General features: G+C 48.3%; 18 protein-coding genes. 8 read left to right on the top strand and 10 right to left on the bottom strand.

The genetic code is table 11. The annotated features are described in order from the left end of the window. Positions 1 to 41 precede the first annotated feature (41 nt). The 4 genes from ACNSN4_RS11295 to ACNSN4_RS11280 are packed head-to-tail and all read right to left on the bottom strand — an operon-like array spanning position 42 to position 4,703. Complete coding sequence (locus ACNSN4_RS11295; RefSeq protein ID WP_418285918.1) at positions 42 to 1,019, bottom strand: DUF8128 domain-containing protein; 978 nt, start codon at positions 1,017 to 1,019, stop codon at positions 42 to 44. Then, a complete protein-coding gene (locus tag ACNSN4_RS11290; protein ID WP_418285917.1) occupies positions 1,019 to 3,235 on the bottom strand; it encodes an ATP-binding protein in 2,217 nt (738 codons plus the stop codon). Before ACNSN4_RS11290 ends, ACNSN4_RS11295 begins: the two co-directional genes overlap by 1 nt. After that, on the bottom strand, positions 3,235 to 4,332 hold the full coding sequence (locus ACNSN4_RS11285) for a TrbL/VirB6 family protein (RefSeq protein WP_418285916.1): 1,098 nt from the start codon (positions 4,330 to 4,332) through the stop codon (positions 3,235 to 3,237). The genes ACNSN4_RS11290 and ACNSN4_RS11285 overlap by 1 nt, the downstream gene beginning before the upstream one ends. Next, the gene (locus tag ACNSN4_RS11280) at positions 4,329 to 4,703 is read right to left on the bottom strand and encodes a hypothetical protein (RefSeq protein WP_418285915.1); all 375 of its coding nucleotides are present in this window, start codon (positions 4,701 to 4,703) and stop codon (positions 4,329 to 4,331) included. The genes ACNSN4_RS11285 and ACNSN4_RS11280 overlap by 4 nt, the downstream gene beginning before the upstream one ends. Positions 4,704 to 4,843: 140 nt before the next feature. Between ACNSN4_RS11280 and ACNSN4_RS11275 the strand changes: the two genes are divergently transcribed. Further along, on the top strand, positions 4,844 to 5,308 hold the full coding sequence (locus ACNSN4_RS11275) for a hypothetical protein (protein WP_418285914.1): 465 nt from the start codon (positions 4,844 to 4,846) through the stop codon (positions 5,306 to 5,308). Between the two features lie 22 nt (positions 5,309 to 5,330). Here the strand turns inward: ACNSN4_RS11275 and ACNSN4_RS11270 are convergent, their stop codons facing one another. Next, positions 5,331 to 5,864, bottom strand: coding sequence for a hypothetical protein (locus ACNSN4_RS11270; RefSeq protein ID WP_418285913.1), 534 nt, complete (start codon positions 5,862 to 5,864; stop codon positions 5,331 to 5,333). A gap of 97 nt (positions 5,865 to 5,961) precedes the next feature. Here ACNSN4_RS11270 and ACNSN4_RS11265 point away from each other — a divergent pair, with 97 nt between their 5' ends. Continuing rightward, positions 5,962 to 7,029, top strand: a complete 1,068-nt coding sequence (locus ACNSN4_RS11265) for a DUF932 domain-containing protein (protein WP_418285912.1) — start codon at positions 5,962 to 5,964, stop codon at positions 7,027 to 7,029. 506 nt (positions 7,030 to 7,535) lie between these two features. Here the strand turns inward: ACNSN4_RS11265 and ACNSN4_RS11260 are convergent. The 3 genes from ACNSN4_RS11260 to ACNSN4_RS11250 form a co-directional block, all read right to left on the bottom strand. Continuing rightward, entirely contained in the window at positions 7,536 to 10,616 is a 3,081-nt protein-coding gene (locus ACNSN4_RS11260) for a DEAD/DEAH box helicase family protein (RefSeq protein WP_418285911.1), read from the bottom strand. Then, on the bottom strand, positions 10,617 to 13,895 hold the full coding sequence (locus ACNSN4_RS11255) for a site-specific DNA-methyltransferase (protein ID WP_418285910.1): 3,279 nt from the start codon (positions 13,893 to 13,895) through the stop codon (positions 10,617 to 10,619). It abuts the gene before it with no gap. 92 nt (positions 13,896 to 13,987) lie between these two features. Continuing rightward, a complete protein-coding gene (locus tag ACNSN4_RS11250; RefSeq protein ID WP_418285909.1) occupies positions 13,988 to 14,533 on the bottom strand; it encodes a TATA-box-binding protein in 546 nt (181 codons plus the stop codon). A 457-nt stretch (positions 14,534 to 14,990) separates the two neighbouring features. On the opposite strand from ACNSN4_RS11250, the gene ACNSN4_RS11245 reads away from it, so the two are divergent. After that, entirely contained in the window at positions 14,991 to 16,673 is a 1,683-nt protein-coding gene (locus ACNSN4_RS11245; protein WP_418285908.1) for an ATP-binding protein, read from the top strand. Positions 16,674 to 16,723: 50 nt separating this feature from the next. Here ACNSN4_RS11245 and ACNSN4_RS11240 read toward each other — a convergent pair whose 3' ends face one another. Next, positions 16,724 to 16,960, bottom strand: coding sequence for a histone (locus tag ACNSN4_RS11240; RefSeq protein WP_418285907.1), 237 nt, complete (start codon positions 16,958 to 16,960; stop codon positions 16,724 to 16,726). Positions 16,961 to 17,268: 308 nt separating this feature from the next. On the opposite strand from ACNSN4_RS11240, the gene ACNSN4_RS11235 reads away from it, so the two are divergent. Both ACNSN4_RS11235 and ACNSN4_RS11230 read left to right on the top strand, forming a co-directional pair. Further along, on the top strand, positions 17,269 to 18,519 hold the full coding sequence (locus ACNSN4_RS11235) for a tyrosine-type recombinase/integrase (protein ID WP_418285906.1): 1,251 nt from the start codon (positions 17,269 to 17,271) through the stop codon (positions 18,517 to 18,519). 230 nt (positions 18,520 to 18,749) lie between these two features. Further along, entirely contained in the window at positions 18,750 to 19,124 is a 375-nt protein-coding gene (locus ACNSN4_RS11230; RefSeq protein WP_418285905.1) for a DUF8104 domain-containing protein, read from the top strand. Here ACNSN4_RS11230 and ACNSN4_RS11225 read toward each other — a convergent pair. Beyond that, positions 19,109 to 20,161 (bottom strand): Cdc6/Cdc18 family protein, encoded by a 1,053-nt coding sequence (locus tag ACNSN4_RS11225; RefSeq protein WP_418285904.1) that lies wholly within the window; start codon positions 20,159 to 20,161, stop codon positions 19,109 to 19,111. The two genes, ACNSN4_RS11230 and ACNSN4_RS11225, sit on opposite strands and share 16 nt — an antisense overlap. A gap of 229 nt (positions 20,162 to 20,390) precedes the next feature. Between ACNSN4_RS11225 and ACNSN4_RS11220 the strand changes: the two genes are divergently transcribed. The 3 genes from ACNSN4_RS11220 (at position 20,391) to ACNSN4_RS11210 (ending at position 24,544) form a co-directional block, all read left to right on the top strand. Beyond that, entirely contained in the window at positions 20,391 to 21,191 is an 801-nt protein-coding gene (locus tag ACNSN4_RS11220) for a Cdc6/Cdc18 family protein (protein ID WP_418285903.1), read from the top strand. Between the two features lie 43 nt (positions 21,192 to 21,234). Then, positions 21,235 to 21,999 carry a CBS domain-containing protein gene (locus tag ACNSN4_RS11215; protein ID WP_418285902.1) on the top strand — a complete coding sequence of 255 codons (765 nt, stop codon included), beginning with the start codon at positions 21,235 to 21,237 and terminating at the stop codon, positions 21,997 to 21,999. A gap of 565 nt (positions 22,000 to 22,564) precedes the next feature. Further along, a complete protein-coding gene (locus ACNSN4_RS11210; protein ID WP_418285901.1) occupies positions 22,565 to 24,544 on the top strand; it encodes an ABC transporter substrate-binding protein in 1,980 nt (659 codons plus the stop codon). The last annotated feature ends 76 nt before the right edge of the window (positions 24,545 to 24,620 follow it).

Here is a 24,620-nt window from a genome sequence, read left to right as displayed (position 1 = left end):
ACTGTCGCTGTTCTCGACTAGGTTCTGTACTTGATTGGGTTTCATGGTGTGCTGTAGCTGATGTTGGATTGGTTGCGGTCAGGAAGCGAGACAAGGCTGGAGAGTTCTCTTTGGGTGGTCCGGAATTTCCGGCTCCAACCACCGAATCTTCGGTCCCGAACGGTTTCTGCGTAGCTACGAAGCCGGTTGCTTAGGAAAGGTTGGAAAGTAACCGTGTTGAAATACTGATTGGTTTCCGGGTTTTCGAACCGGTTGAATCCGCCGGCGAGTTCTTTGATTCGACTCGGTGTGTACTCGCCAGCGTTGATGATCAGGAAGCGGATACTGGTCCAGTATCGTGCGTTCCCGATTTTCTGGTTGATGCTGTGTGCTTGCTGTTTTTCTCGACGGGTGGGTTGGGTCGATCCCCAGATACCTTGTTTCTCTTTTTTGAGGTAGTTGCGTTGTTGAACAGCTTTCTTCCTCCACCACCAGTTCCGAGCGTTTTTAGCTGCGATTGGCTGGAACAGGACTTGGATTACGAACTTAGTGTTCTGCATCGAGTGCCGGTGCAGAAGCGCTGTAACCGCGTTGATAGGCGGTGAGTCATGCTCAGTGTTCAGTGTGTACCAGTCATCGTCTCCAAGGTGGAGCAGCCCACCACCCAGTGTTTCATCTTGGTAGACCGGTAGTCCGTTGACTCCGTCCCTGAATTCCACTCCCGGTATTTCATCGGCTAACTGGGTCCGGACTTTACGTTCAAGCCGTTTAGTTGGTACTGAGTACTGGAACCGGAGTTGATCGTTTCGTGCCCTCCGTATTTCATAGCTGACTGTGGGCGAGGTATTCTTGAGTCCAAGCCACTTGTTCTGTATCTCCAGTATGCCGGAGACGAAGTACGGCAAGGTAGATGGTGTGTCCTGGTTTCGCGGTGGGAGAACCTCGACACTGTGCCAAGGCTTCGGAGAGTTTTGCAGCCACTCTGCTTCTGCCTCATTGAGGGTGATATGGTTGGATCGCAGGAAGTCGAAGACACCCATTATTCACCATCTCCTTGTGTGATCGTGGAGTATTCGGTGTAGGTGGCGGTGATCTGGACTTTGGAGTCAAGGCGGTCAGTGATTTTCATCAACGCTTCGCTGTAGTCGGATTTGGTACCTGTCTTCAGTTTTTGTAGTTCAGTGGTTTCCTGAGTGGAGAGCTGGAAGAAGTCGATAACGTCTTCTGCGACTTCGCTATGTCGCATTAGGAAGGTGGCTTCCAGGTTTTTCAGGATGTTTCGACCTTCCAGATTGGATGCGAAGTCATCGGCGTTCTGTGAGATCATCACCACCGAGGTCTGGGTGTCTCTGGCCTCTCGAACGAACTGTTCGAGTGCCTCCCGTCCACTTTTGCGGCGTAGAATATTGTGGGCCTCGTCAATTATGACGAACGTCTTACCCGTGTTTTGGGAGGTATGGCTGTAGATCGCTCTAATCAGGTTTACCAGGTTCTCGGCGTTGTCTTCGCTGCCACGGGTTTCGACTTGGAAACCTTGTACCTCTTCGTTGAACTGGTAATCAGTGTCACTGTTGAGTGTGGTTGTGGAGCCGCCAAGCTGTTCGATGACGTCTCTGTACTCGTTTTTCGGGTCGACTACGATGATTTGTTCGAGGCTGGGATAGGCGAGTTTCCAGCGTAGAAGCAGCGTTTTGGCGTAGAAGCTTTTACCGGACCCAGTTTTACCGAGAATGGCAAGGCTGTGGCTGCTCCAGTTCCATAGATCGAGGAGAACTGGTGACTGATCTTCAGTAGAAGTTCCGTAGATGATCCCGGAGCCTTCATTCTGGTTGCTGGTGGCGAATGTGAACCCGCTGGCTGCCGAACTACTCGGCATTATCCGGGAATGGTTCAAGGAGTCGTTGTAGAGAATTGACTCTGTTTTAACCGCTTGATCAGTCCGGAATACCGGTGATTGGTACTCTGCAAGCAGTGTATCGAGCCGAGTCTTTGCTTGAGTGTGTGCGTGGTCTCGCTGCTGTGGCGTGTCTCCATGAGCGACTATGTAGGTGCTGTAGTCGATCAGCGACTGGTTGTTGTCAGCAGCTAAGCTAACCATGTTTTCAGCGTCTTCTCGCCGGGTTCGGAGTTCTGCGATGTCTTTGATTAGACCGCCTCCGAGCCGTGAGTTGATTTCTGCGTCTAACCGGTCGATGTGTCTTTCCAGTTTTCGAACTGTTTTGGACTGATTCCGGGGTTCGATTCTCTGGATGATGTCGATTCGGCCGTTGCTAGATTGGTTTAGCAGTGTGACTGGCCAGCCGAGTTCTGCATTGGCAGGATATTCGGTGATGTAGAGAGGTCGGCGGTAGGCTCCGATCTGGGAGTCCGGTAACTGGTAAGTCCGGGTGTCGTGGTTGGGTTGTTGGTTGAAGCTGTATGCGTATTGCTGGAGTTCTAATCCGGTGACTTGCGTTGCTTCTAGGCTTCCACGGTTGAGTTGGTCGACGACGACGTCGATCCGGTGGTTGAGCTTTGCTACGGTTTCCGAGTTGTCTGATTCAGTCTCGGTTTCGAGTTCGATGTAGGACTCGATTTTTTCGAATACTGGTTCCAACTGCTCGTAGTGTTCTCGAATATTCTGAAGTAGCTCTCGGAATTGGGTTTCACCGGGTTTGTCTGCCCTGACAACGATGTAGTGGTGAGTGGTTGTGGCGTTTCCCTGATTCAGGTTTTCGAGATACTGGACGTAGTCCTGGGCCTGACTGGTTTCTCCCTTATCCGCGATTTTCTCGATGTAGGTATCGAGTTTTAGTGGTAGCTGTCGAGAGTGAACCTCGATGGGGAAAGAGATCGTATCGTAGAGCTCTGCAAGGACACTGTGTAACGCCTTCTGCTGGGGTTCACCTTGCATGCTAAGCGGTACAGGCTGGACCTTCACCACTCCAACAGCAGTACCGGTGGAGGTCAATACATACTCGTCACTTACCCTATCTATCTCAACGGGTTCACTGAATTTCTCCACCAAGGTTCGACGCAGGAAGTGGAACAGGTGAACGTCAACGGTTTTTCCCTCGATCTGGAGGAAAACCAGTGACAATCCGATGAATAATCCTACGAGGACACCGAGCAGTGTTCCAACTAGGTCAACAGGATTGTACGTGACCCCAGCTGTGATCGTGGTCGGAACTGCTAAACGGGCAATGTCTTTGACTGTGAAGTACCCAAGGAACTTGACCGGTGTAGCGGTGTTACGCGGAAGACTGAATTTAACCATCAGTTCCCACCTCGGTAACCGAACTTGTTCCTGTCCTGGTTGGCTGCCTGCCGACCCTGCTTCAAACGTTTCTCACGGTACTCCTGCTGCTTCTGCATCTGTTTTCTCTGTTTAACCCGTGTTTTGACCCCTCGTGAGACCATGTACGCCTGACCGAGGATCGCCTGACTTGCTCCGTACAACTGGTAAGGCACCCAGAGCAGGAGCGTGAACCCGGCAACACCTAGAACCCAGTTAGAAACTCCTTGAACGCCGCTACCTTGAGCAGATAAGAGTGAGAAAATAAACTTCAGGACGAGGACGTCGAGCGGTGCCATCGCTAACGCGGTCCAGTACCCGGAGATGAACGTATCCGCGTATCTCTTAGTTTTCGGGAACGCCCAAGCCAATGCCAGCAAGGGACTGATCGCGGCTACGAACAGGATGTAGACGTTCCGGATGATGAACAATGCGACTAGTGCAAGTAGGAGAAACGCGTTGATCACCCAGACCAGTACTAGTGACACTGATAACCCGGCTAATTGGGTAGTGGACATCGTCAAACCAGAGGGTGCGAACGCATACACCAACGCATCCGAGAACTCCACCGTGTACTGAAGCAGTGGTAGAGAGATCGTGGCGAAGACTAATCCGGTGATGAACCGGGGAAGTATCATTCGGACCTCGCGGTAGCTGACTCCGAGAACCGAGCCATACATGTACAGAATCCCTGTCGCGGGAAGCACTAGTCCGGCAACCGCATAGGTCACTAGTAGTGTGTCTCGGTGGACGTCCTCGACGACGGGGTTGGGATAGATCGTCGGTGTGTTAGTCAGTATAAGCGTGAACTGTCGAACCAGTTGCTGTGCCAAGAGATGAAACGGTTTGAACAGGACAGCGATCAGCAAGTCTTCCAAGGTGGTATCCCAGGTGCCGGTGAAGTCGGCTAATTCGTCGACAAGGTCATCGATGGCGGAACTCAACCCGGAGAAATCGATAACAGTCTCCGAATCATCTTCCTCGTCCTCCTCACTCTCTGGAGTCGGTGTCGTAGCGGATACGGGTACTGCTAACCCGGTGATCAGCAGTACGACTACCAAGATTTTGAACGGGTTCATGAGCAGAAGGTACCTCCCATCTGGCTGGTCAGGAACGAGACAATCATTCCTGCCGACAGCAACAGCACGGTCCCGATGAACACGCGTTTCGCCAATCTCTTACCGTGCTGAGTGTAGTCGTCACCGAACGGACCAGCGATCAGGAGACCTGCAACAGTGAATCCCAAGGTGGCCAATCCAACACCCAATAGGAACGCGACATCCGTCAGGGTGTGCAGCAGCTCAAACAACGGCAGTAGCTCCGGAGGAACACTACACGGTAAATTATCGTGGGATGCCGCCGCAGGCTGGGCCGTAAGAGCCAGCAGCAGAGCGGACAACATCAGATTCAACGCTCCTACACGAGCTTTTGGAATCTGTTTTCTCAACATTCCAGATAGGCATACAGCACATCATATCATATTACAGACGTTTTTCGAATTTTCAAACCTGACTGTAACCCGCAACGCGTTCGAATTTTCGAACAGTGTTATTACAAGGGACTTCAGTACAGTATTTGTGAGCAGGTAAAATGGGTTTGAGAATTTTGGAGGTAAAACGGCTTAGAGACAAGTTCAAACTGAACTTGCCGAAGTCTATACGCGACCTGGTCTCGTTTGACCACCCTGTCTACGGGGAGTCGGTGCAGTGGCATATTGACACGGAGAGTAAGGTAGCAGTTCTTTCTAGGTCATTTGAGGAGATAGATGAAGGTCAGAGAAGGAACCATGCCCTGAGTAGTGAGAATTTCATACCATTAGAACGGGTGAACGTGACTTCTGGTTCTAGCATAGTGTTGATCAGCGAGGTCAGGAACAGTGTTGAATGGGAGGCTGAGGTTTCAGGGCAAGTTGCTTACTTAGCTCATGATGGAATGTTGGAGGGTCAAAGAAAATCGGTGTACCTTGTCGGTGGGGAGGTTGCACGGGAGATGATCGATAAAGGTGTCTCAGTTAGTCCAGAGTATGAATCAATTCTCAGCGCCACACCCGAATAGATTAGAACTCTATGAAATGACTTCAGAATCTTTCTGTTCTAAATTCTTTTGCTGTTTTCAACAGGTCTCTTTGAAGTTCAACGGTCTGTTTCATCATATTCACTGCCGCATCAATCGACATTTCCAAATTATTCTGATCGAAGTTTTTCGGTATAGGTATCACCGCTAAGTGATTCAGGACATTTCCATCGTCTTCTTCAACATATCCTGCGGTATGCGCGTTCACGATCTCAACGTATTTTTCTTCGAGAAAGGTACCGTTCAATATTCCTTTGTGTGTGATCAAGGCTTCCAGAAGAATATCATGTTCTTTTAGATATTGATCGGACCGGTTGATTTCTATCACGCTCTCTGTAGAATACGAAGGATCTCCTACACCACTTGTCATGGCTAAATATTTAGCTTCCTGTTCTAGTTCGTAAATAAAGTAGCCTGGATCGTCAAGCAATAATTCGTCTAAGTCGATGTGCTCGCCTGGAAGTGATAGGTCTGGGTGATTATGGAAGACAGATAATACGTTTTTGCGCTTTGATCCGGATTCTAAATCGCTTGGCATGAGCGGCTACAGGTCTCCCTATTCCTTAATAACTAGTGTGTACCCAGCCTGGTTTTCTATTGATCCTAGGTGAAGTACTGGGTCCAAGTGAAACAGGGTGTTACTTGTTGAGTTTGTTTGTTGGGACTCCGAGTTTAGAATACAAGATGAGGTGGAATTGTCTATTCAAGGAGAACGCTACACTTTCGACAATTTAGATGAACTTTACAAAACCGCAGAGGAGCTACCCGAGGTAAGTCGTCACGACGTCTACGCACATCACACTGAGAGTGATGAGTGGGACAGGGTGCCGTACAGAGATAGTTTGTGGACAGATGATGGCCGGACCACCGGTGTCGTCTCCAGTAACGAAGACTTCTACAACGTGATTCAGTACGGTGATATCCTCGAAACAGTTGGTGATGCTGTAGAGCAGCACAGTGATTTGAATATCGATGTGAAGGGAGGTGTTTCACTGTCCCCGACAGCCCATAGAATGAGTGCCAACATCGATTTTACAGGAGACACTACGGTCTACGCCAATCAGGATGATCCGATCAACCTCGGTCTGAAGGTGCGGAGCGGTCACAGTGGTTTCCACGGTTTGAAGTATGACGTTGGTGCTGAACGCCAGGTCTGCAGTAACGGGATGATGGCTTTTGTTTCCGAGCTCGGATTCGATCAGACACACGGCGATCCGTTCCAACCGGGACTGGCGTATCACGCAGTGGATGCAGTGATTGAGTCTCCCGCCGAGATCGAGCACCGGTTGTCACAGGCACAGAACCGGGAACTGATGAACCAAGATGAAGCACTGCTCGTACTCTTAGACCAAGGGATTGGAAACTTCCTGGAACAACCGGTTCCAGACCTACTCAATGCACTACACGAGGAGGTGGATGATCCAGAATCTCCGACGCTTTGGGAGACCTACAACGCGGCCACACGCGCACTAACACACTACACCGGTGATGTCCCAGACTACAACTTGGATCAAGGATTCGAGCAAGCCGCCAAACTCCTAGAAACAGGTTACAACGAGATACCCGATCCAGAGCAGTTGGGAAGACAGACAGTTGAGCGTAGAGCACAGCAACGGATTGAGTCCACAGAATCGGATGAGTATTGGGAGGGTGAAGATGAGAAAATCAGAGAACTGCTTGAAAAGCACGGAGTAGAGGCATAGAAAAGGGTGATTCACTGATTACAGATTTTGATGAAGAAGAGCCGTTAGCGGCTTGGGAGGCAGCATTCCTTCCGAATTGGACGTGGGAAGCCTACGACAAAACCGAAGATGACCTGTATTTTGGCCGTGTCAAATCACCGAATACGTATGACTCGTGGGAGTACGGCTACTTCAGCCAAGACCAGTTAGAACAGGCTGGTGCCTACCGGACCGACCTAGATCCAGATAGCGACAACCCACTGTTCCCGGACGGAGGTCAAGTCGAAGACGTCGTCGGTGTGTATGAAACCGAGTTAGAAGCACTACTCGAAGAGGGTGATGAAGTATACAAACGGTAGATGAGCTTCTCGACGAGTACACAGAGCAGAAACAATTCGTGGAAAAGGAGAAGCCGTACTGGATGAATTTGACCGGAGGCACCACGTTCTCCGGTCCACTCCGATATAAGTTGGAGAACAATTGACTGTGAATATCAATACTAACGCGCTTCTACCTTTGAATCCGGATTATTTGAGATTTACTCCAGCATCTTCGAGGATTCTTTCCAGATAATTTTTCCCATCTTTTTTGTCCTGTAGGTAAACGTTATTCTCCTCATAGTTTTCGACGCTGAAGTCATCAAATCGGTCGTTCAGGGTTTGTTCGTCAGTAACAGAAATGACATAAGAATGCATTTCAACATTGGAATCGTCAAGCTGGTCTTCCAACTTATCAATCCGCTTAGCCAGTTTCACTTTATCTGCGTTCTCGACTTGAGCTGGTTCCCATACCATGCCGTGTGGATCCAGGAATATCAGTTTCTGACTCTGATCGCTCTTGATCCAAAGTAGGAAGTCTGGATATCCACCTTGCTCAAACCCAACCCCTCGGTTACGCGGATTCCGCAGTAAGTAAATAGTCTCTTCAGATAGCTTACCCTCTTTACACAATCCGTCTAGTCGCTCAACAAGCCTTTGCTCATCTTCATTGAGGGATTGCGCCGGTGCCTTCAATTGTTCTTCTGGATCTTTATCTTCGACATTCTTCTTGATGAATAGAGGTTGGTAGAGGCTCCTATCGAAGGAAAGGGTATAGTTGCTATTTGGATCACTAGCACTCTCGATGATTTCTGTTACTTCTTCAATGAGGTCGTTATCATCGGGAATTCTAAATTTGAGGTCGAAATTCAGTTCTGGATCTTCTTCATTAAGGGTCTGATATTCTCTCCGTAGATCTTCCCAATTGGACTTCTCAGTAGTGTAGAAATTATCTATGTAGCTGCGAAGGATGATTCTAATAATTTCCTCAGTCTTCTCTTTTTCTGTGACTATGCTATCCGACTCAATTCGTCTCTCCGGACATTGAAGCACGAATTCGTCGTTATTGATTATTTTCCTGAGGTCCTTTTTATCCAAAATCAGATTGGAGTAGCCGCTGCGTTCTTTATATCCAATCATATCAATTAAGATCTGATCCCAATCAACTAGAGATGTCTTCAGATCATCACCGGTCATCTTGTTTTTCTCTTCACTCAATCCTAAAGAGGAACGACTACGGAGAGTTTGCACTTCTGGATATAAATCTACAAACGGCTTATGAGAATCAGAAACATCTAAACTGGAAACCGTTTCGTCAACGTAATTAGTCTCGTCACTCCTTCGAGGAACCTTGAGATCATCATCAACTAGATCTGTATCGACCTCCGTCTCCACAGACTTTGTGACAAACCCGGTTGGTATATCTTCTTTTTCGAGCTGATCCTCGAATTCTTTAATGTAATCTGCCTTGATCCCAAATACATTCAGCCTTTCAAGGATTTCAATATTTTTGGGGATCTCAGATTCAGAGAGTTCTAGATGGGCTGTACGTTTCAACGAATGGTTCTTTCCACGAAGACGTATCCCTCTACCGAAGATCTGGATGATTTCAGCACCCTCATTACGACCGACTCGCATCAATCCCATATTGGAAACTCGATAGCTGTCCCAACCTTCGGTGAATCTTTTTGCACCGATCAGAACGTTCACGTCTGAATCGCCTGAATCCAAATCTGCGAAAATAGAGCCTTTGAACTCCTGCTCTTCAACGACTATATCGGTGTTTTCCTCAATTCGGTCAACAAACTGCTTAGTGGTGCCGGCACCAATATTCACGAGACCGAAGTACTCTTCATTTCTTCCAACACGTAACCCAATTTCTCCTTCCGTGTTCTTCAGCCGGACAACATTGAGTTCAGTATCCGCCGAAGAATTGAATATCAAATCCAGAAGTTCCTGATACATTTCTTCTGGGCTGATATCTGCAGTCTTCAGGTAATTGAACCGGTCCTCAAATAGGGGTTTGCCGTCCTCGTCAAGAAACTCAGTGCCTGATAGGATATCATCTATTTCGTCTATTATCGTTTCTCGATTACTGAGCACTCGATTCAGAAATCTCACAACCTCTTCTACGTCAGAGACTTTGTCCTTCTTTGTCAGTTCTCGGCCACTTACCGCGTTTACTGTTTGCCCGACAAAGATCCAAAGCGGGTCCTCCAAATTGAAGTCTTCAAGGTTCTCTGAATTCTCCGTGAAGTACTTCTTCTGTTCATAGAATGAGAGCAGATTTGCGGTTAAGTACTTATTTCGGCGTGTCGATTCATCATCTGCAAGATTCAAAATGTCGTATTCTTTTCCGAACCCGTCAATATGGAAATTCCGGAATGAATAGTCAAAGAGGATTGACTTGACATAGCGATTCTGTAATTGCTCGTTTTCGATAGAGCTCAGTGCTTGACCAAAGGTCGCACTGTATTCAAAGGAAAATCCATTCTCACCGATTACCTGTTCTCTATAGTTAATCCAGGTATCCCCTTGAGCTCCTTTGTGTCCTTCATCAACGAACACGAGGTTGTCTCCCTCAAACATTTCTACTGGGAATGTCTTGTCGCCATTTTCATCACTTATCTTATATATATCTAAAACGCTTACTAGAGCGTCTGAGGAAGAGTTGTTTCCGGGGCTGAACTTTTCCGCTTCAATTCCACTCGCTTCAAATTCTTCTAGATGCTGCTCGGTTAGGCCGCTGTCAGGAGTGATCAGTAAGATATTTTCAACTTCTTGGCTCGTATATTTCTGGAATTGCCAGAAGTTTGCGTGCATAACCAGGGTTTTCCCTGAACCAGTAGCCATCCAGTAAGCGAGTTTACGTAGGTTACCTTCCTCTAGAGAATATAAGTCGTCAGCATCTAATTCGGCTTTCTTGTCATCTATTACCTGGCTGAACTCCTCTTTTAGCTTCTCTCGATGGTTGTAGAAAAGATCAAGATATATTTCTGTGAATAGCAGTGAGAGATACTGGAAGTACTTCAGTCGAATATCTTCATCTCTATTTTCATTTAGCTTCTTCTCATACTCCCCGATGTTTTGATCATACTGGTCGATACGATCCCAGACCCAATCGGTCGGCTCTAATTCCGAAGTCAGATTCTCTTTAAATCGACTACGGTTATCGGCCTTGAATCCCTCTTCTGTATCATTCAACGCTTCTCGGAAGTCTTCAAAGCTGTCAGCGCCGAACTTGTTGTTGAGATACTCAACTAGTACGAGTTTCTGGTCGAAGTTGTCCATCTATTCCCACATCCGGTTCTGGAAGATTTTTTCAATAGACTTTGCGTCGGGGAGAGCGCTGTCGTAGTTTATATACACGGAATCCTCATCCCCCAGTACGTTACTTCTCAGGAACTCTCGATCGTTTTCAAAGAATTCTTCGCCGTCATCGTCTTCAACAGTTCTCCAAATCACCGTGACATTCTCATTGTCTCGCTCGCCATTTACTACACGATACTTCCGATCATTGTTTTCCAGCTGCTGAATACTTCGAACCTCCAGACCTAGGAGATAATTGAAAGTCTCTATAAGATCGATTGTCTCTTTCTTGGTTTCATTCCCTTTTTGAATATAAAGAGAGTACTCAAATGGATCTTTCAGCCCTCCAAGATCTAGCAAAGACGGCCCATCTACTTCGAAATTCAGATAATAGGACAGTCTGCTCGGTGAGAATTCATCAAATGAGGCTTGCGAATCTCCACTTTTCAGATTTTCTTGGTGTAATGTGTCCTCGAAATCTTCAGTCTCAATGTACTTGAATAGGTGTGAACGACCACTAGAACCCTCTGGAACACCAAGTTCCCAATCTTCACTATAAACCCACTTGATGATTCTCGGCTTGATCACTTCGTGGAGGTAATCAGCCATCTCAATCATTACATAATCTCTATTCTGGTCATACTCTTCATTTAGCTCTAATACTGCCTGCGCAGTAGTTCCGGATCCTGCAAAGAAGTCTAAAACTGTTCCATCATGACCTGCCCCAATCTTCACACATTTTTTGATTAGATCCACAGACTTGGGGAAGTCAACGGTATGGTCGCCCATCAAATGCTTCAACGCTTCTTTTCCTCGCTGATTATTGATTTCTTTGTCGGTCCATACCGATTTTGCCATCGTTTTAGCGACTTCTCCGTTCTCATCTCTCAGGTAATCCTTTCTATAAACTCGCCAGTCTCCATTCCTCGTCTTCCGACCGACCAACATATCGATATTGTTAGCTACTTTCTCTTCACTCCACGTCCAACAATCGTCCCGTCCCCGGGAATCAGTGGGATGTATTTCTATTGAATAATCCTCATTTTCTTCTAAGGCGACTTCATTTGTATCTGGATTGATATAAAGCGGAAAATACAGATTCGGACGGTTTTCTCGGTTGAATTGTGGATTTCTGTTTCTGAGACCAATGTCTCTATATTTGCCCCGATCATCTTCTCTATCGTACTCTTCCAGCATCTCACCTTCTTTTGGCATTCCGGTTATCGCATCTGTATTCGAGCTATCCTTCACATAGCTCAGAATGTATTCGTGTGTATGAGCGACATATTTGTCCATAGTCCGTCCACGCGGGTTGAGCCGAGCAATGAGGTTTGCAGCATTATTCTCTTCTCCAAATATGTCACTAAGGAGTAGATTGTATCGATCCATTTCATTATCGTCTATACTAGAGAAAAATGCTCCATCTTCGTTCAGCAATTGACGGCTGGCAGAAGCCCGATCATTTAACATACTGAGCCAAGAAGAGTGCGGATAATTGTCTTTGTAGACAAACCCGTCATTTCCTGTATTATATGGGGGATCAATGTAGATACAATCGATAGAATCAGAGTATTTGTTTTCCAATAGCTTAAGGCTCTGATAATTCTCCCCGTTTACCAGTACTCCTTCTGTAGCGCTATCGACATCATCAATATGAGAGAGCAGCCTGAACTTGAACTCTGGATCGAAAAACTTGGTATCAATCATCATCGATTGATGCTGTTCTAAATAATCCTCGTCAAATTCAGCACTACCGGTATACTTCGCAAGACCGCTTTTTTCGTCGATTGCGTAGAGTTCCCTCCACTTTTCTAATTGCTCATCGTTCTCAAGAATCTCAGAGTAGAGTTCTTCTGGAACCTTATCGAGTGTGACACAATATTCAGAGTTTACGACGAACTTCTTCTTCTCATAAAGCTTCTTCTGGAAGTCTTCTATTTGGGATATAAATTCAATTATTTCTGTGGCAATATTCTCAACCGCGTTAAGTCTAGCCCGAACGTGAGATGGTATCTCTCCAGTTTCATCGGTTAGTTCTTTCCAAGAAAATACCTCATTCTTCAGATAGAAGTCCAGTTCTTGTTCAAGAAAGCCTCCTAGATCCTTGTGGATGAAATAATCTTCTTCGTTCTTAGTGCGGTAATTCTTAAGATGCTTCTCTAGTACGCTACTGTTACTATATTCGGTCTCAGTATCACTCTCAAGGACCTCTCGCAGTTGTGAGGAAACTTCTGATAGGATTCTTTCTTTTATATCGTCCTGTATATCGCCAGACTTTGTACGAGAACTTTCTGAGAGGCCATATTCATCATAGTCTTCCTCTCTTAGTGGTCGGTATTCGAAATGTACAGTAAGGCAGCGGTCTTCCTGTTCGATCGGGTTCCGCTCCCGAAGGACGAAGTATTTCTCGTCTCCTTTCTTGTTACTCTTTTCTACGTGCGCATCGTGGAGTTTGAATTCGATGTCGTAGGAGTCCTTTCGGAATTTATAGTCTTGGAATTGTTCACCAGTTTTTACGAAGTACTGATCCTTGTTTGCCCAGTGGAGTTTGACCTCTTCGCCGTTATACGGAATGGCGTATTTTTCCTGGTTAGCTGCCCTTCGCTGAGGGATGAAGTCACCGTCTTCGTAGTATCGTTTAAAGAAGCGGTAGAGGTCCTGATATATTGCTGCCTCTGTACTTTCACCTATGTCTGCTTTCTCAGCTTCAGCTTTCGCTTCTAAATATTCGTCTTTTCGTTCTTTAGCAATTCCTTGTGCATCGTCAGGGAGAGCCTCTTCATCTATATTTCCGTGTTTATCAGCCCAGTGGGGGAAATCGTTATTTATCTGCTCTTTTGCTGCTTCAAGCCGTTCTCGAGCCTCACTCTGCTCTGTAGCTTGGAACTCCTCTAATTCATTCTTGACCTTTTCTTGGAGTTCTTCATCAAGAAATTCCTCAATCCGCCCCCGTTTTTCATTCATTATACGATACACACCGAAATCAAGATCCGCACTTTCAAATTGGAAGAGTTCTTCTAGAAGGGCTCGGAACTTTTCGTATTTTTCTTCTGTTTCGGGTTTTTCCCGGAGGTTCTGCTCCTCTAGGAAGTTTAGAAGGGCTCTTCTCTTTGCTGAGGACTTAATGCCTTTTACTTCTCCAAGTTCGTCCCACGTGATACCTCTCAGATCTTCAAGGGTATCATAACCCGCATTTCGAAAGCTATCGATTTTTGAAGGGCCAAATCCGGGTAAATCAGCAATGTCCTCTAGCTTAGCCATATTAGACAACTCCCGTCTAACCATTAAGAATGTTGCTCAAGCTGGACGAGTGAGTATCTCATATCGAGTCCTTGACAAATTCGAAAAGATAGTTATCTAAATAGGTTATCAAGCTCCGCGAAAAGGGTTTGAAACGCCTCTATAGAGCTTTCAGGATTATTAGAACCGGTGAGAAGTATCTTCCCATTCCTGAAGATCAAAAATGTTCCTATAAAATCGGGGGATCGATAGAGTAGACCTGGAAATTGCTCCGGCTCATACTCTGTATTCTCCAACCCAAGCTCAACCGCAATAGGATCAAGATTTAACTCTCTATGATATTTTTCTAAGTAGACTAGATTTCGAATTTCGAAGTCGGGATCGTCAAATGTTAGACCTAATTCTCGTACTACTGATAGAAATTTTTGATTGGCGTTGATTAGTTCGTCTATTGAGTCTGCGCCAGCGATATTGTATTTTCCAGTCCTGAATATCATAATAGCCGGAGAGCCATCATTAAAACGGATATACAACCCAGGCCAGTACTCTGGGTCGTATCGAATTTCATCTGCCGAAATTTCTTCATATAAGGCTTGTAGATCTAGCTCCTGTTGCAGGTCTCCGCCCCCAACGGCATTAACGAGTTCTGGGCTCACCATCAGTTGATAAGCACGATTCTCCCCGAAGCCACTATAGTAATGGGTATTTCTCCTAAGAGAGTATCTATTGGGTCTCCAGACCTACTTCATCTGAAATGGGGCTCTGGCCATCCAATAGGAGATAGCAGTGTCTCTAATCATTATGGGTCAAGATATTGAGAATCTTCTGGAGTTTGCGAAGCGGAACGGGGTTTTGGATGATCCTAGTGTTCGACGGTTGGTTTTAGCTGCTGGTGCCTCGGATAGCGAGTATTTGCAGAGGTTAGCTTCCCGAACAGTTCTCAATAAGTCGGTAGGGCACTGGAGATATCCGTTTGATTCTCAGCGGGTTTCTGGGAGGATTAGGTTGGGTAATGATTTCCCTGGTCGACCGTTTTTGTTGTCGGAGGGGGATTTGACTCAGCATTTGTTGGCGGTAGGGCAGTCAGGGAGTGGTAAGACGACGTTGTTCTATAATATGTATGAGAATGTTGGTGTCCCGGTCTGGTTTTTTGATTTGAAACAGGACTACCGTCACTTAGCCAGTAGAGATAGTGATTTGTTGGTGTTGCCGTGGAGTGAGTTGAAGTTGAATCCGTTGCGGCCGCCGAACGGTGTTCCTCCTCGGAGGTGGGCTCAGGTCTTCAGTGAAATGTTCGGGCATAGTACCGCGTTGTTGAGTGGTTCTAAGAATTATTTATTGAAGTCGGTGATCAAGCTGTACAGGGCCTACAATCAATTTGAAGAGGTGTCGGAGCCGTTTCCGAGTTTGATTGAGCTTCAGGCCTTGATTGAGGCAGATTCAATGAGTTATATGCGGAAGTCATCGAACTACCGCGATACGGTTTTGAACCGTTTAGAAGCGATGAACCTTACAGCAGGCACGGTTTTCGATTGTAGCCGGGGTTACGACTTGGAGGAGTTATTGAAACGAGATGTGGTGTTCGAGTTTGACGGCTTGAGTCGTGATGTCCAGAATTTTTTGATGGAGATCTTGTTTGCTTACGTGTTTGAGTACCGGTTAGCTCAGAATCAGCGAGATAATGGGTTGCGTCATTTGTTTTTCTTGGATGAGGGTAAGCGGGTTTTCAGTGTTTACAAGGAGAGGCAGAATGCTTCTGGACTGCCTGAGATTGATGAGTTGACGGCGAAGATGCGGGAGTTCGGTGAAGGATTGGTTGTGGGTGATCAGGAGCCAGGTAAGTTGACGGATTCGATCAAGGCTAACACGTACACCAAAGTGTTGCTGCCTTTGGGTGATCGGAAGCAGTTTGACGAGGTTGCAGACAGTCTGAACTTGTCTGATAGGCAGCGAGAGTATGCCCAAGGATTGGGTACTGGTGAAGCGGTTGTTCAGGTCGGTAACAGTAGTCCGATACCGGTAAGTTTGGATGATTACAGTTTGGAGAAGCAGGTTTCGGAAGAAGACTTGGAGCAAAGCCAAGCTGATAGCTGGACGAGTCTTTCATATGAGTCACGAAGTTTGACACCTGGTTTCAAATCAATTGTAGCACCTGGTCGTTCAGATGAAGTCGAGAGTCCGGAGATCGTCCAGGACCCACAAAGAGAACTAGATCTGAGCGGTGATGCAGACCAATTCCTCAAAGACGTAGTGAAGAACCCGTTCCGTGGTTTAACCGACCGGTACAGCGATTTTCCGAGTAGTTACAAGGGAAACAAGGCGAAGAACGAGCTCGTCGACAACGGAGTTGTAGTAGAGAGAAAGGTCCACACCGAGAAAGGCAAGCGGAAGCTGTTACAGTTAACCGATAAAGGCCGAGAGTACGCCGAAACCGAGCTAGGACTGGAGGTGAAACACAGGGGTCGAGGCGGAGTCATCCATCGATACTGGCAGAACCAGATCAAAGACTTGTTTGAAGATGTTGGCTGGTCTGCATTCTTGGAAAAATTCGATGCCGACGTCTACGTCAACATGGGAAACACGGAGTTAGTGGTTGAGGTCGCGATGGGAGACAATCCCCGAGAAATCAAACACGTGGAGGAACACTTGGAGCGGTTCGACACGGTCTGGATCGCCTGTCGTAACCAGGAAGTCCGGGAGGGACTACGGCAGAGACTAGCTGAAAACAGTTTAGAAGATAATCGGGTCGTGTTTCGACTGTTTCGGGAGTTCAACAAGGATCAGCCGCCTTCGACGTAGGGAGTTCTACGGTTTCGCCGTATCGGAATAAAGTACTCTATCTGTATTTTTTAACCAAGGTATGATTGTTGTATATCATGTTTTGTGTACTTGCTGAGGGCGGTTCTGATGTGTTCTGGCTTGACCGTTTGATACCCATTTTCGGAAGCAAGAGAAATCGCGTCTTTAGCGACGTCTTCACTGAATTTCTCCAAGACGTCTCCGAGCTGGTTTGCTGCTCCTTCGGATACCCGTTTGTCGGTCTCTTGTTTTAGTAGAATACTCATTGATCGGGTAGAGAATTCCATACCAATATGTTGGATATTTAACTTATTTAAAGATTCTAGATCCAATTTCACTTGAAAACTCAAACGAAGGAAGGAGAGCAAAGGAAACAACGAGAAAAAGGCTCCGAACGGATAATAGCAAGCCCCATCCGGGCCATGAACGAACCGTTCGGTGTCCCAAAGCCTTCTCTGACCGGAAACTAGGCAAGAGAAACGTTCCGTGAGAGGGCACTGTATCGACCGTTCGGTGTTCGTCAAGAGAAACGAACCCTCAAGTGAAGCGTGTTGTCTCCCTGCTTTCCTTCTAACTTATGGAGACCAACTAATCTATGTCCACTACAAAATACGTCAATGTCGAGAAAGCACTTCAAAATCTAGATGACTCAGAACTCACACCGGAAAACGTGGAGGCGATACGATTCTTCATCGACGAGTGTGCTGCTGAAGGATTAAGCCAAGTACGTCAAAGAAGACTTATCACCGCCCTCAAGTCGGTTATCAGATTCTGCGCTCCGGACGATTTCACACTGTCTGAAGCAACCGAAGCAGAACTCAAGAAGACGATAGCCACGCTTCATCGTACCGATCGGTACACTAAGTCGACGAAGCATACGATGAAGGGAGCGGTCAAAAAGTACTATAAAATCGAGAACGGTGGACGTGAGCACCCTGAGAAAGTCGATTTCTTCACCGTTCATCAGGGGCAGACCAGTACTGTTAGCCGCGAAGATCTGTTCACCAAAGACGAACTGAAAAGTTTGTTTCAAAACTTCTCAACCACCCGTGATCGAGCCCTTACAATGGTGCTGTACGAATCAGCTGCCCGTCCCGGAGAAGTTCTCTCCCGTAACCTGGCAGACTTCACATCAAACGAGAAAGGCGACTTCATCTTCCTGGAAGGTCTGAAAGGAACTCCTGATAGGACCAATCAGTTGGTTCGAGCCGGTAGAAAACTGCGTGAATGGATTGCTCACCACCCCTTAGGAGGGGAGATCGGAGATCTTGAGGATCCTAGTGCCCCTCTCTGGGTAAAAAGCGAGCAGCAAGCCTGCAAGAACTGTGGTAAAATCCCTCATCACCACAAAGACTCGTGTAGTTACGAACCGGACTTAGCCGATCGGATGAACTACGATGGTTTTCGACGTCGGTTCAAAGCTGCCTGCGAAAAAGCTGGGATACCGAGCAATAAGTCCCGTCCGTACAACCTGAGGCATACACGGTTGACGGAGGTAGCGACGTTTATGGGGTATGAGCAGTTGAACAAGTTTGCCGGCTGGAAACCAGGTTCTGACAGGGCGAAAGTCTACGTCCATCTGAATAACGACGATGTGAACAAAGCGATCCGTGACAAGTACGGGCTTGATACTTCTGAAGATGAGGAGGAACCAGTTCCATGTCCATTCTGCGGTACTGAGAATCAGCACGAATATAGCGAGTGTCGGAATTGTGGACGGGCTTTAAGCCTCAAGAAGCAGGCTGAGAAACAAAATAAGCAGGAAGTCTTGGAGCGACTGAATGAATTAGAAGAGAACGGTACTTTGGAGAAGCTGCTTCGATTGGAGGATGCAAACGAATCCTAGTCTTGTGTCACGGTGAAAAAGAAGCGACCTCTAAAAACCGTGTATGGGTCGAGAACTCACTGAAAGGCTTCACGAGGCAGAGCAACTGCTTCAGAAAGTAAGCTCTTGGAGTGAGGAAGAGGTAGAGGGTCTGCCGTTGTTCTACAGACGGAAGGCAAGGGAATACCGGAGTCTACTGCAATCCGGCGAGGAATAACCTGTAACCTCTTCCACTCCCCCAATTATCTTCTATGGATTACCTGGGTGATGACTGGGATCTTGACCAGTTTCTTGAAGAGAATCAAGAAAATCAGCGGCAGCGTCTAGAGACTGAGTTAGAACGGATTCAGAACCAGTTAGACAGACGCGATGAAATAAATGAGGAAGTACTGGATGAGCTCGGTTCAAAATTAGATTGGTACCTCGAACGTTTAGAAAATGAGTATCGTACTCACGGCTCTTCCAACGTAGATGAGTTGAAGTCAGAGATCAAACGGTTCTATTCTTTGATTAGAGATGAAAAGCAGCAGCACTGGAACGACAAGCAAAGGCTGGAGCGTGAGCGCCGGGAACTTCTCCGTGAATTGAATGAGTTAGAGGAGTTTGATTTTCAGGACTTGTTATAGCTGCCAGCATAGTTGAGACGGATTTCTCGTGTTTTGCCTTTGATGCCGCCGTAGTGGTATTCTGCTTTGATCAGGTTGAGGAGTTCGAGTTGTTTTAAGTGGTCGCTGATACGGCGGTTGCTCAGTGATTCCCGTTCTTGGGATTGACAGAGTTCTTGGTAGCTTTGGTAGACGTCTCCGGTCTGTATCGTTGTGTCTGTGTTTTTTGCGAGTTCTTGGATTGTTCTAAACAGCAGGCGGTGGTGTTCGGTGAATGGTTCGAGAAGTTGGTCGATGTATTCGTTGAGTGCTTTCTCTTCGATCTGCTGGACATGGTTTTCGGTGATGATTTTATCTGCTGTCTCAGCTGCAGTTTTCAGCCACTGAATGGCAAGTCGGGGATTGGTGGTTTTTGAAGCGATGTAAGTTAGGCTTGATTTCTGCACAGTCTGTGGTTTCAAGGATTTTCGCGCCCGGTCAAGGATTATGTCGTAGAGCTCTTCCCCAGTGTATGGTTCCAGTTGAATCGGGTACGGTTGTAGGCTGCTGAATGTCCTTTCCTCTACCTGTTTTTGCAGATTCAAACTCTGGTTGGAGATAGTGATGACGTTGACCTTGGATTGGTTTTTCATCCGGGAGAGAAAGTAGAGAAGACTGTCACCGTCGTTTTCGAGCAGGAATTCTATTTCGTCGAGCACTATTACTGTGTGTATGGCTCCGGTTCGTTCCTCGATCTTTCGCTGGAGATCTGATGTGTGGTACCCGGTGTTGACTGGTTCCTCGGTGAGTGGTTGAAGGATCTGTCTCAGTGCTTTGTACTGGGTATCCGAGTTTTTACAGTCGACATAGCATGTGTTCACCTGGTCAAGTTGGTTGAGTTGGTGAAATGTTAGATGGGTTTTCCCGGTTCCTTCGGGTCCCTGGAGGTGAATGTTTCTGCTGCTGTCTGGACCGATTAGGTTGGAGAGTGCTGTTTTGGTGTTCTCTCGGTTGACAAAGTTTGAGGGAATGTATTCTGGTTGCAGTGGCTTAGGGTCGGAGATTAGTTTGCGTGTCATCAAACAGTGTCTGTGAGTTGTTGTTTTACGGGGGTTTAGCGATACCCGGGTTCAAATGAAAAGCTGGGATACTGATTTATTTGAACCGGAGAATGTTCCACGAGTTCCGTTACACCTTGTTTAGTGGTATCAAGTGAACTGGGGTGCCGGACCCTCTTTTTGAATGTAACCTATCCTGAATTGTATTACTCGCAGCAGAGATGCGGAGAGGGGGAGGTATTCTTAGACAATGTTTGATTCAAAACAACAAGATGGACGCGGTATACTTAGAAGTGAAACCTATCTCGATACTGGTTTTCAACCGGACAAACCGGTGGGAAGACGCAGTGAATTAGATCGGATCGTGGAGGCGGTGAAACCTGTTACTCGTCGAAGAAGCCCTGAGAACCTGTTAGTGTATGGTCCGGCCGGTATTGGGAAGACCACTTGTGTACGCCATGTATTCGACAGGATGGAGGAAGAGACCACTTCTAAAGCAGTGTACATCAACTGCTGGCAGTACAACACTCGTCCCTCCTTACTGACTGAATTATTGATTCAACTGGGTTATCCGGCACCACGGAAAGGAAAACCGGTCGACGAACTGCTCTCGAAAATCCGTGAGTGGCTGAAAAAGAATCGCGGAGTGGCAGTCGCATTAGACGAGTTCGACCAACTAGAGGATCGAACCGAAATCATCTACGACCTACAAATGCTGAACGAAGACTCAGAAAACCAGTTAGGTGTCGTAATGGTCTCAAACCAGCACCCAACCACGATTGAATTAGATCCTCGAAGCCGCTCACGACTGAACTGCCAGACGCTTGAATTCAACTCATACAACGCTGCTCAACTGGAACAGATACTGAACAAACGAGTCGAACAAGCATTTCGTCCCGGCTCAGTCCCAGACAGTGTTATCACCAAAATCGCAGAACAGATAGCCGAAAACTCGGGAGACTGTAGACAGGCTCTTTCACTACTGCTTCAGGCCGCACGAAAAGCAGAGCAGAAGGGACTTTCAGAGGTATCAGAAGAGTCGATTCCCTGATGGACCCCCATTTTAAAATGTCCTCTATAGCTATACTTGCTTAATGCAGATTGAAGCAGGCGATATTATGACGGAGGATCTCACGGTCTTCTCTCCGAATGACCGGGTGAAGAGTGTATTAGACCAAATGAATGAGTTATCGTTTGATGTAGCCCCGATCAGGATATCTGGTCACATCAGGAAGTATGTTCGTCGGCAAGATATTGACGAGGCTGCTAAGACAGATAGGATCATAAGTCACGCAGAGCCTTTGGAAGAGGATGATTTGCTAGGTAGTGAAGTACCGGTGATTGATTCTTCTCCTAGTTCTCGGGACCTACTGAAAATATTGGATGAAAGAGATATGCGGTTCGCGTTTATATTAGGTGATGGAATAGAGGGGATCATAACCCATGCTGACCTGAACAGTGTTCAGGCCGGTGTTCCGTTGTACCAGCTTATTTCGGAATATGAGGGAGCTGCCTGCAGTCTTATTCACAACGAGATCGAGCACGGCAGATGGCTTAGCGTTCTTGACGATAATAGACAAGGAGATGTTGAAGAGCTTTATCAGAAGCAAACAGAGGAGGATGCTGATCTTCGATTAGTTGATTGCTTGAACACACGGCAGATTAACACGATTCTCCGCGAATACGATCTTGTAGACCAGCTGGGATTCGAGAAAGAGCGGGCAGAAGAGGTTTTAGATGATATTGAAATGCTTCGTAATGATGTAATGCATCAGCGGCCAGTTGTTGGTAAGCATTCTTTCTCAGAGTTCGTGAGCATAGTATCTGAGCTTAAGCAGGTCAATCAAGCCCTGAAGTAGAAGTTCAGTGTCAACACGATTTCTAGCTAGTATTAGCTTTCAGGCCGATAGACTGCTTGCCCGGTATTTGAAGTGGGTGCGTGATAATACTAAGTCGACGAAGAGACCCGCCAGCAACCGGATATACAGCTAATACCAGGACGGCGACGCGATCTGAGAAAACGATTGAAAACGTGTTGTCTGAAGACGGTCAAATCACCGTTTTTAGGCCACGAAACGTATCAACGTCTTGGTAAGGACGAGACCCCGGGTTCAAATCCCGGCCTAGGCTTTCTCCGTCTTCGTCGCCCGTGTGACCCGAGCGTTTCGGCCGTCCATCGCGTTCTAGTCTCTCGTTTTTCGAACCGCTTGGATTCGCACGCGACGAGGTGAGAGACAGTCACCTGATGTCACTCCCGCGGTCGTTAATGATCTATCATATCGTAATATTTGCCGTCTTCACGGTGAAATTCAGATGTTTTTTAATATTATCGCCCGGTTATTTCTATTCTCTACAAAAACTGGTCCAAAATCTTCTGGCCAGATCTTTCGTAACTTATTATAGTGACTGGTTGTAGTTTGTGGTATGCCAAGTCGGCACGAAGGATCCGGCGACAGCCGGACGATCAATCGACGTAACGTTTTGACCACGATCGGCGCGGCCGGTGCGGTCGGCCTCGCCGGGTGTGGTGACCAAGAAGGAGACGGCGGTGACGACACCGGTAGTGGCGGGTCCGGCGAGGACGACGAGCTGTTCCCCCTCCAAGTGCAGCTCGAAGTGAACGCGGACAACAGCGACCGCGTGCAGCTCGTCGAGCTCATCGCAGAGTCGATGGAGCAGACCGGCTACTTCGAGACCGAAGTCGAGACGTACGAGTGGAACACGTACGTCGGGCGCGTCCTCGATCCCGAGTACCAGAACAACGGATTCCTCCCGTGTATCGGCCTGTCCGGGACGTTCAACCCGGAGAGCTTCTGTAACGCCCTCCACCACTCCAGCAACGTCGGCGCGTGTTGTAACCTCAACGGGATCAACGACCCCGAACTCGACGAGCTGATGGACTCCGCGCGGTACGGTGTCGATGTCTCCGAGGACGATCAACTCCGCGGCGAGCGCTACGACGAGGTCTGGAACTACCTCGCAGAGGAGCGATACAGCTCGATCACGCACTTCGATCTGGCCACCTCGGTCACCAACACGGACATCCACGGCTTCCAGATGTGGCCGTTCAACGAGGGGATCTTCAGCTTCAACATGTTCGCCCCGCAGGAGGAGCAGATCATGTGGCTCGACCGCGACTCCGCGTCTGGCGACTCCGACCTCTCCGACCTCGTCGAGGGCGGAACCGTCGTCGGGGGACTGGGCGCGAACATCGATTCGTTCGACCCGCCGCACAGCAGCGATACGACCTCGACGATGGCCCAGGGCTTCATGTTCGAGGGGCTCACCGCGACCGACCTCGAGGGCAACATCTACCCGTGGCTCGCCGAGAGCTACGAGGTCGTCGACGTGCAGGACGTTGACCGGCTCGCGTACGCCGATTACATGAGCACGGTCGACTGGACCGAGGAAGGCGCAGCGGATACGGACGAACAGGTTATCGTTCAGCACCCGGAGGACAACCCTGACGACGACGATCAGGCCCGCGTGCTGCTGCCCGACGACGCTCTGGAGGCCGCACAGGACGGCACCTACGGGATGCACTACCGCTACCACCTCCAGGAGGGCGTCGAGTTCCACAACGGCGACGAGCTCACGGCCGAGGACGTCGTCGCGACCTACGAGTACGCAGAGAATTCCGTACTCGCACCCCAGACGTACGACTCCGTCTTGGCGGTCGACGAAGTCGACGAGTACACCGTCGACATCTACGCGCAGATTCCGGACGCGGAAGCCGAGCGCGAGCTGCCCGGACTGCTCATCCTCAACGCGAACCAGATCGACGAGATCGAAAAGGGGTCACTCGACCCGCGCGAGGGGAACATCCCCATCGGGACCGGCCCCTACGAGTTCAGCGAGTTCGAGGACGAGCAGTACTTCGAGGTCACGAAGTTCGACGACTACTGGGTCGAACAACAGGGCGTCGCCGAGGCGTTCGACTGGTTCGACGGCTCCGACGCGTTCCCGGACGGCCCCGTGATCGACGGGTTCGAGCTCGAGATCGTCCCGGACGACTCCACGCGATCCGGCGCGCTGCAGAACGGCGAGATCGACGTCACCTACGGCCTCAACACGGCGACGCTCGACGACTTCGACGCCTCCGAGGACTTCATCGTCCACGGCGTCGAGACGGGCGGGTACGAGTACATCCAGTACCCGGTCAACGTCGAGCCGTTCGACGACCGGCGTCTCCGCCAAGCCATCAACCACCTCATTCCGCGCCAGTCGATCGTCGACAACGTGCTGAACGGCTACGGCCGCCCCGCGTGGACTGACCTCCCCGAACTCGCACAGGGGAGCGGGACGACCGACATCGACGCGCTGGAAGACGAGATCCGGCCGACGAACGAGTACGACCCCGAGCGCGCGGAAGAGCTGCTCGAACAGGTCGCAGCGGACAACTAACTCGTCTCGCGGCCGCTCCCCGTTTCGGCGCGGATCGCCAACGACACCATCTACTGACAAATGAGCCAATCACGAT

Origin of the sequence: Halorubrum marinum (assembly GCF_048381195.1) — an archaeon.
Taxonomy (GTDB): Archaea; Halobacteriota; Halobacteria; order Halobacteriales; family Haloferacaceae; genus Halorubrum.
Note: the sequence above shows the minus strand (reverse complement) of the source record. Positions and strands in the feature narration are given on the sequence as shown.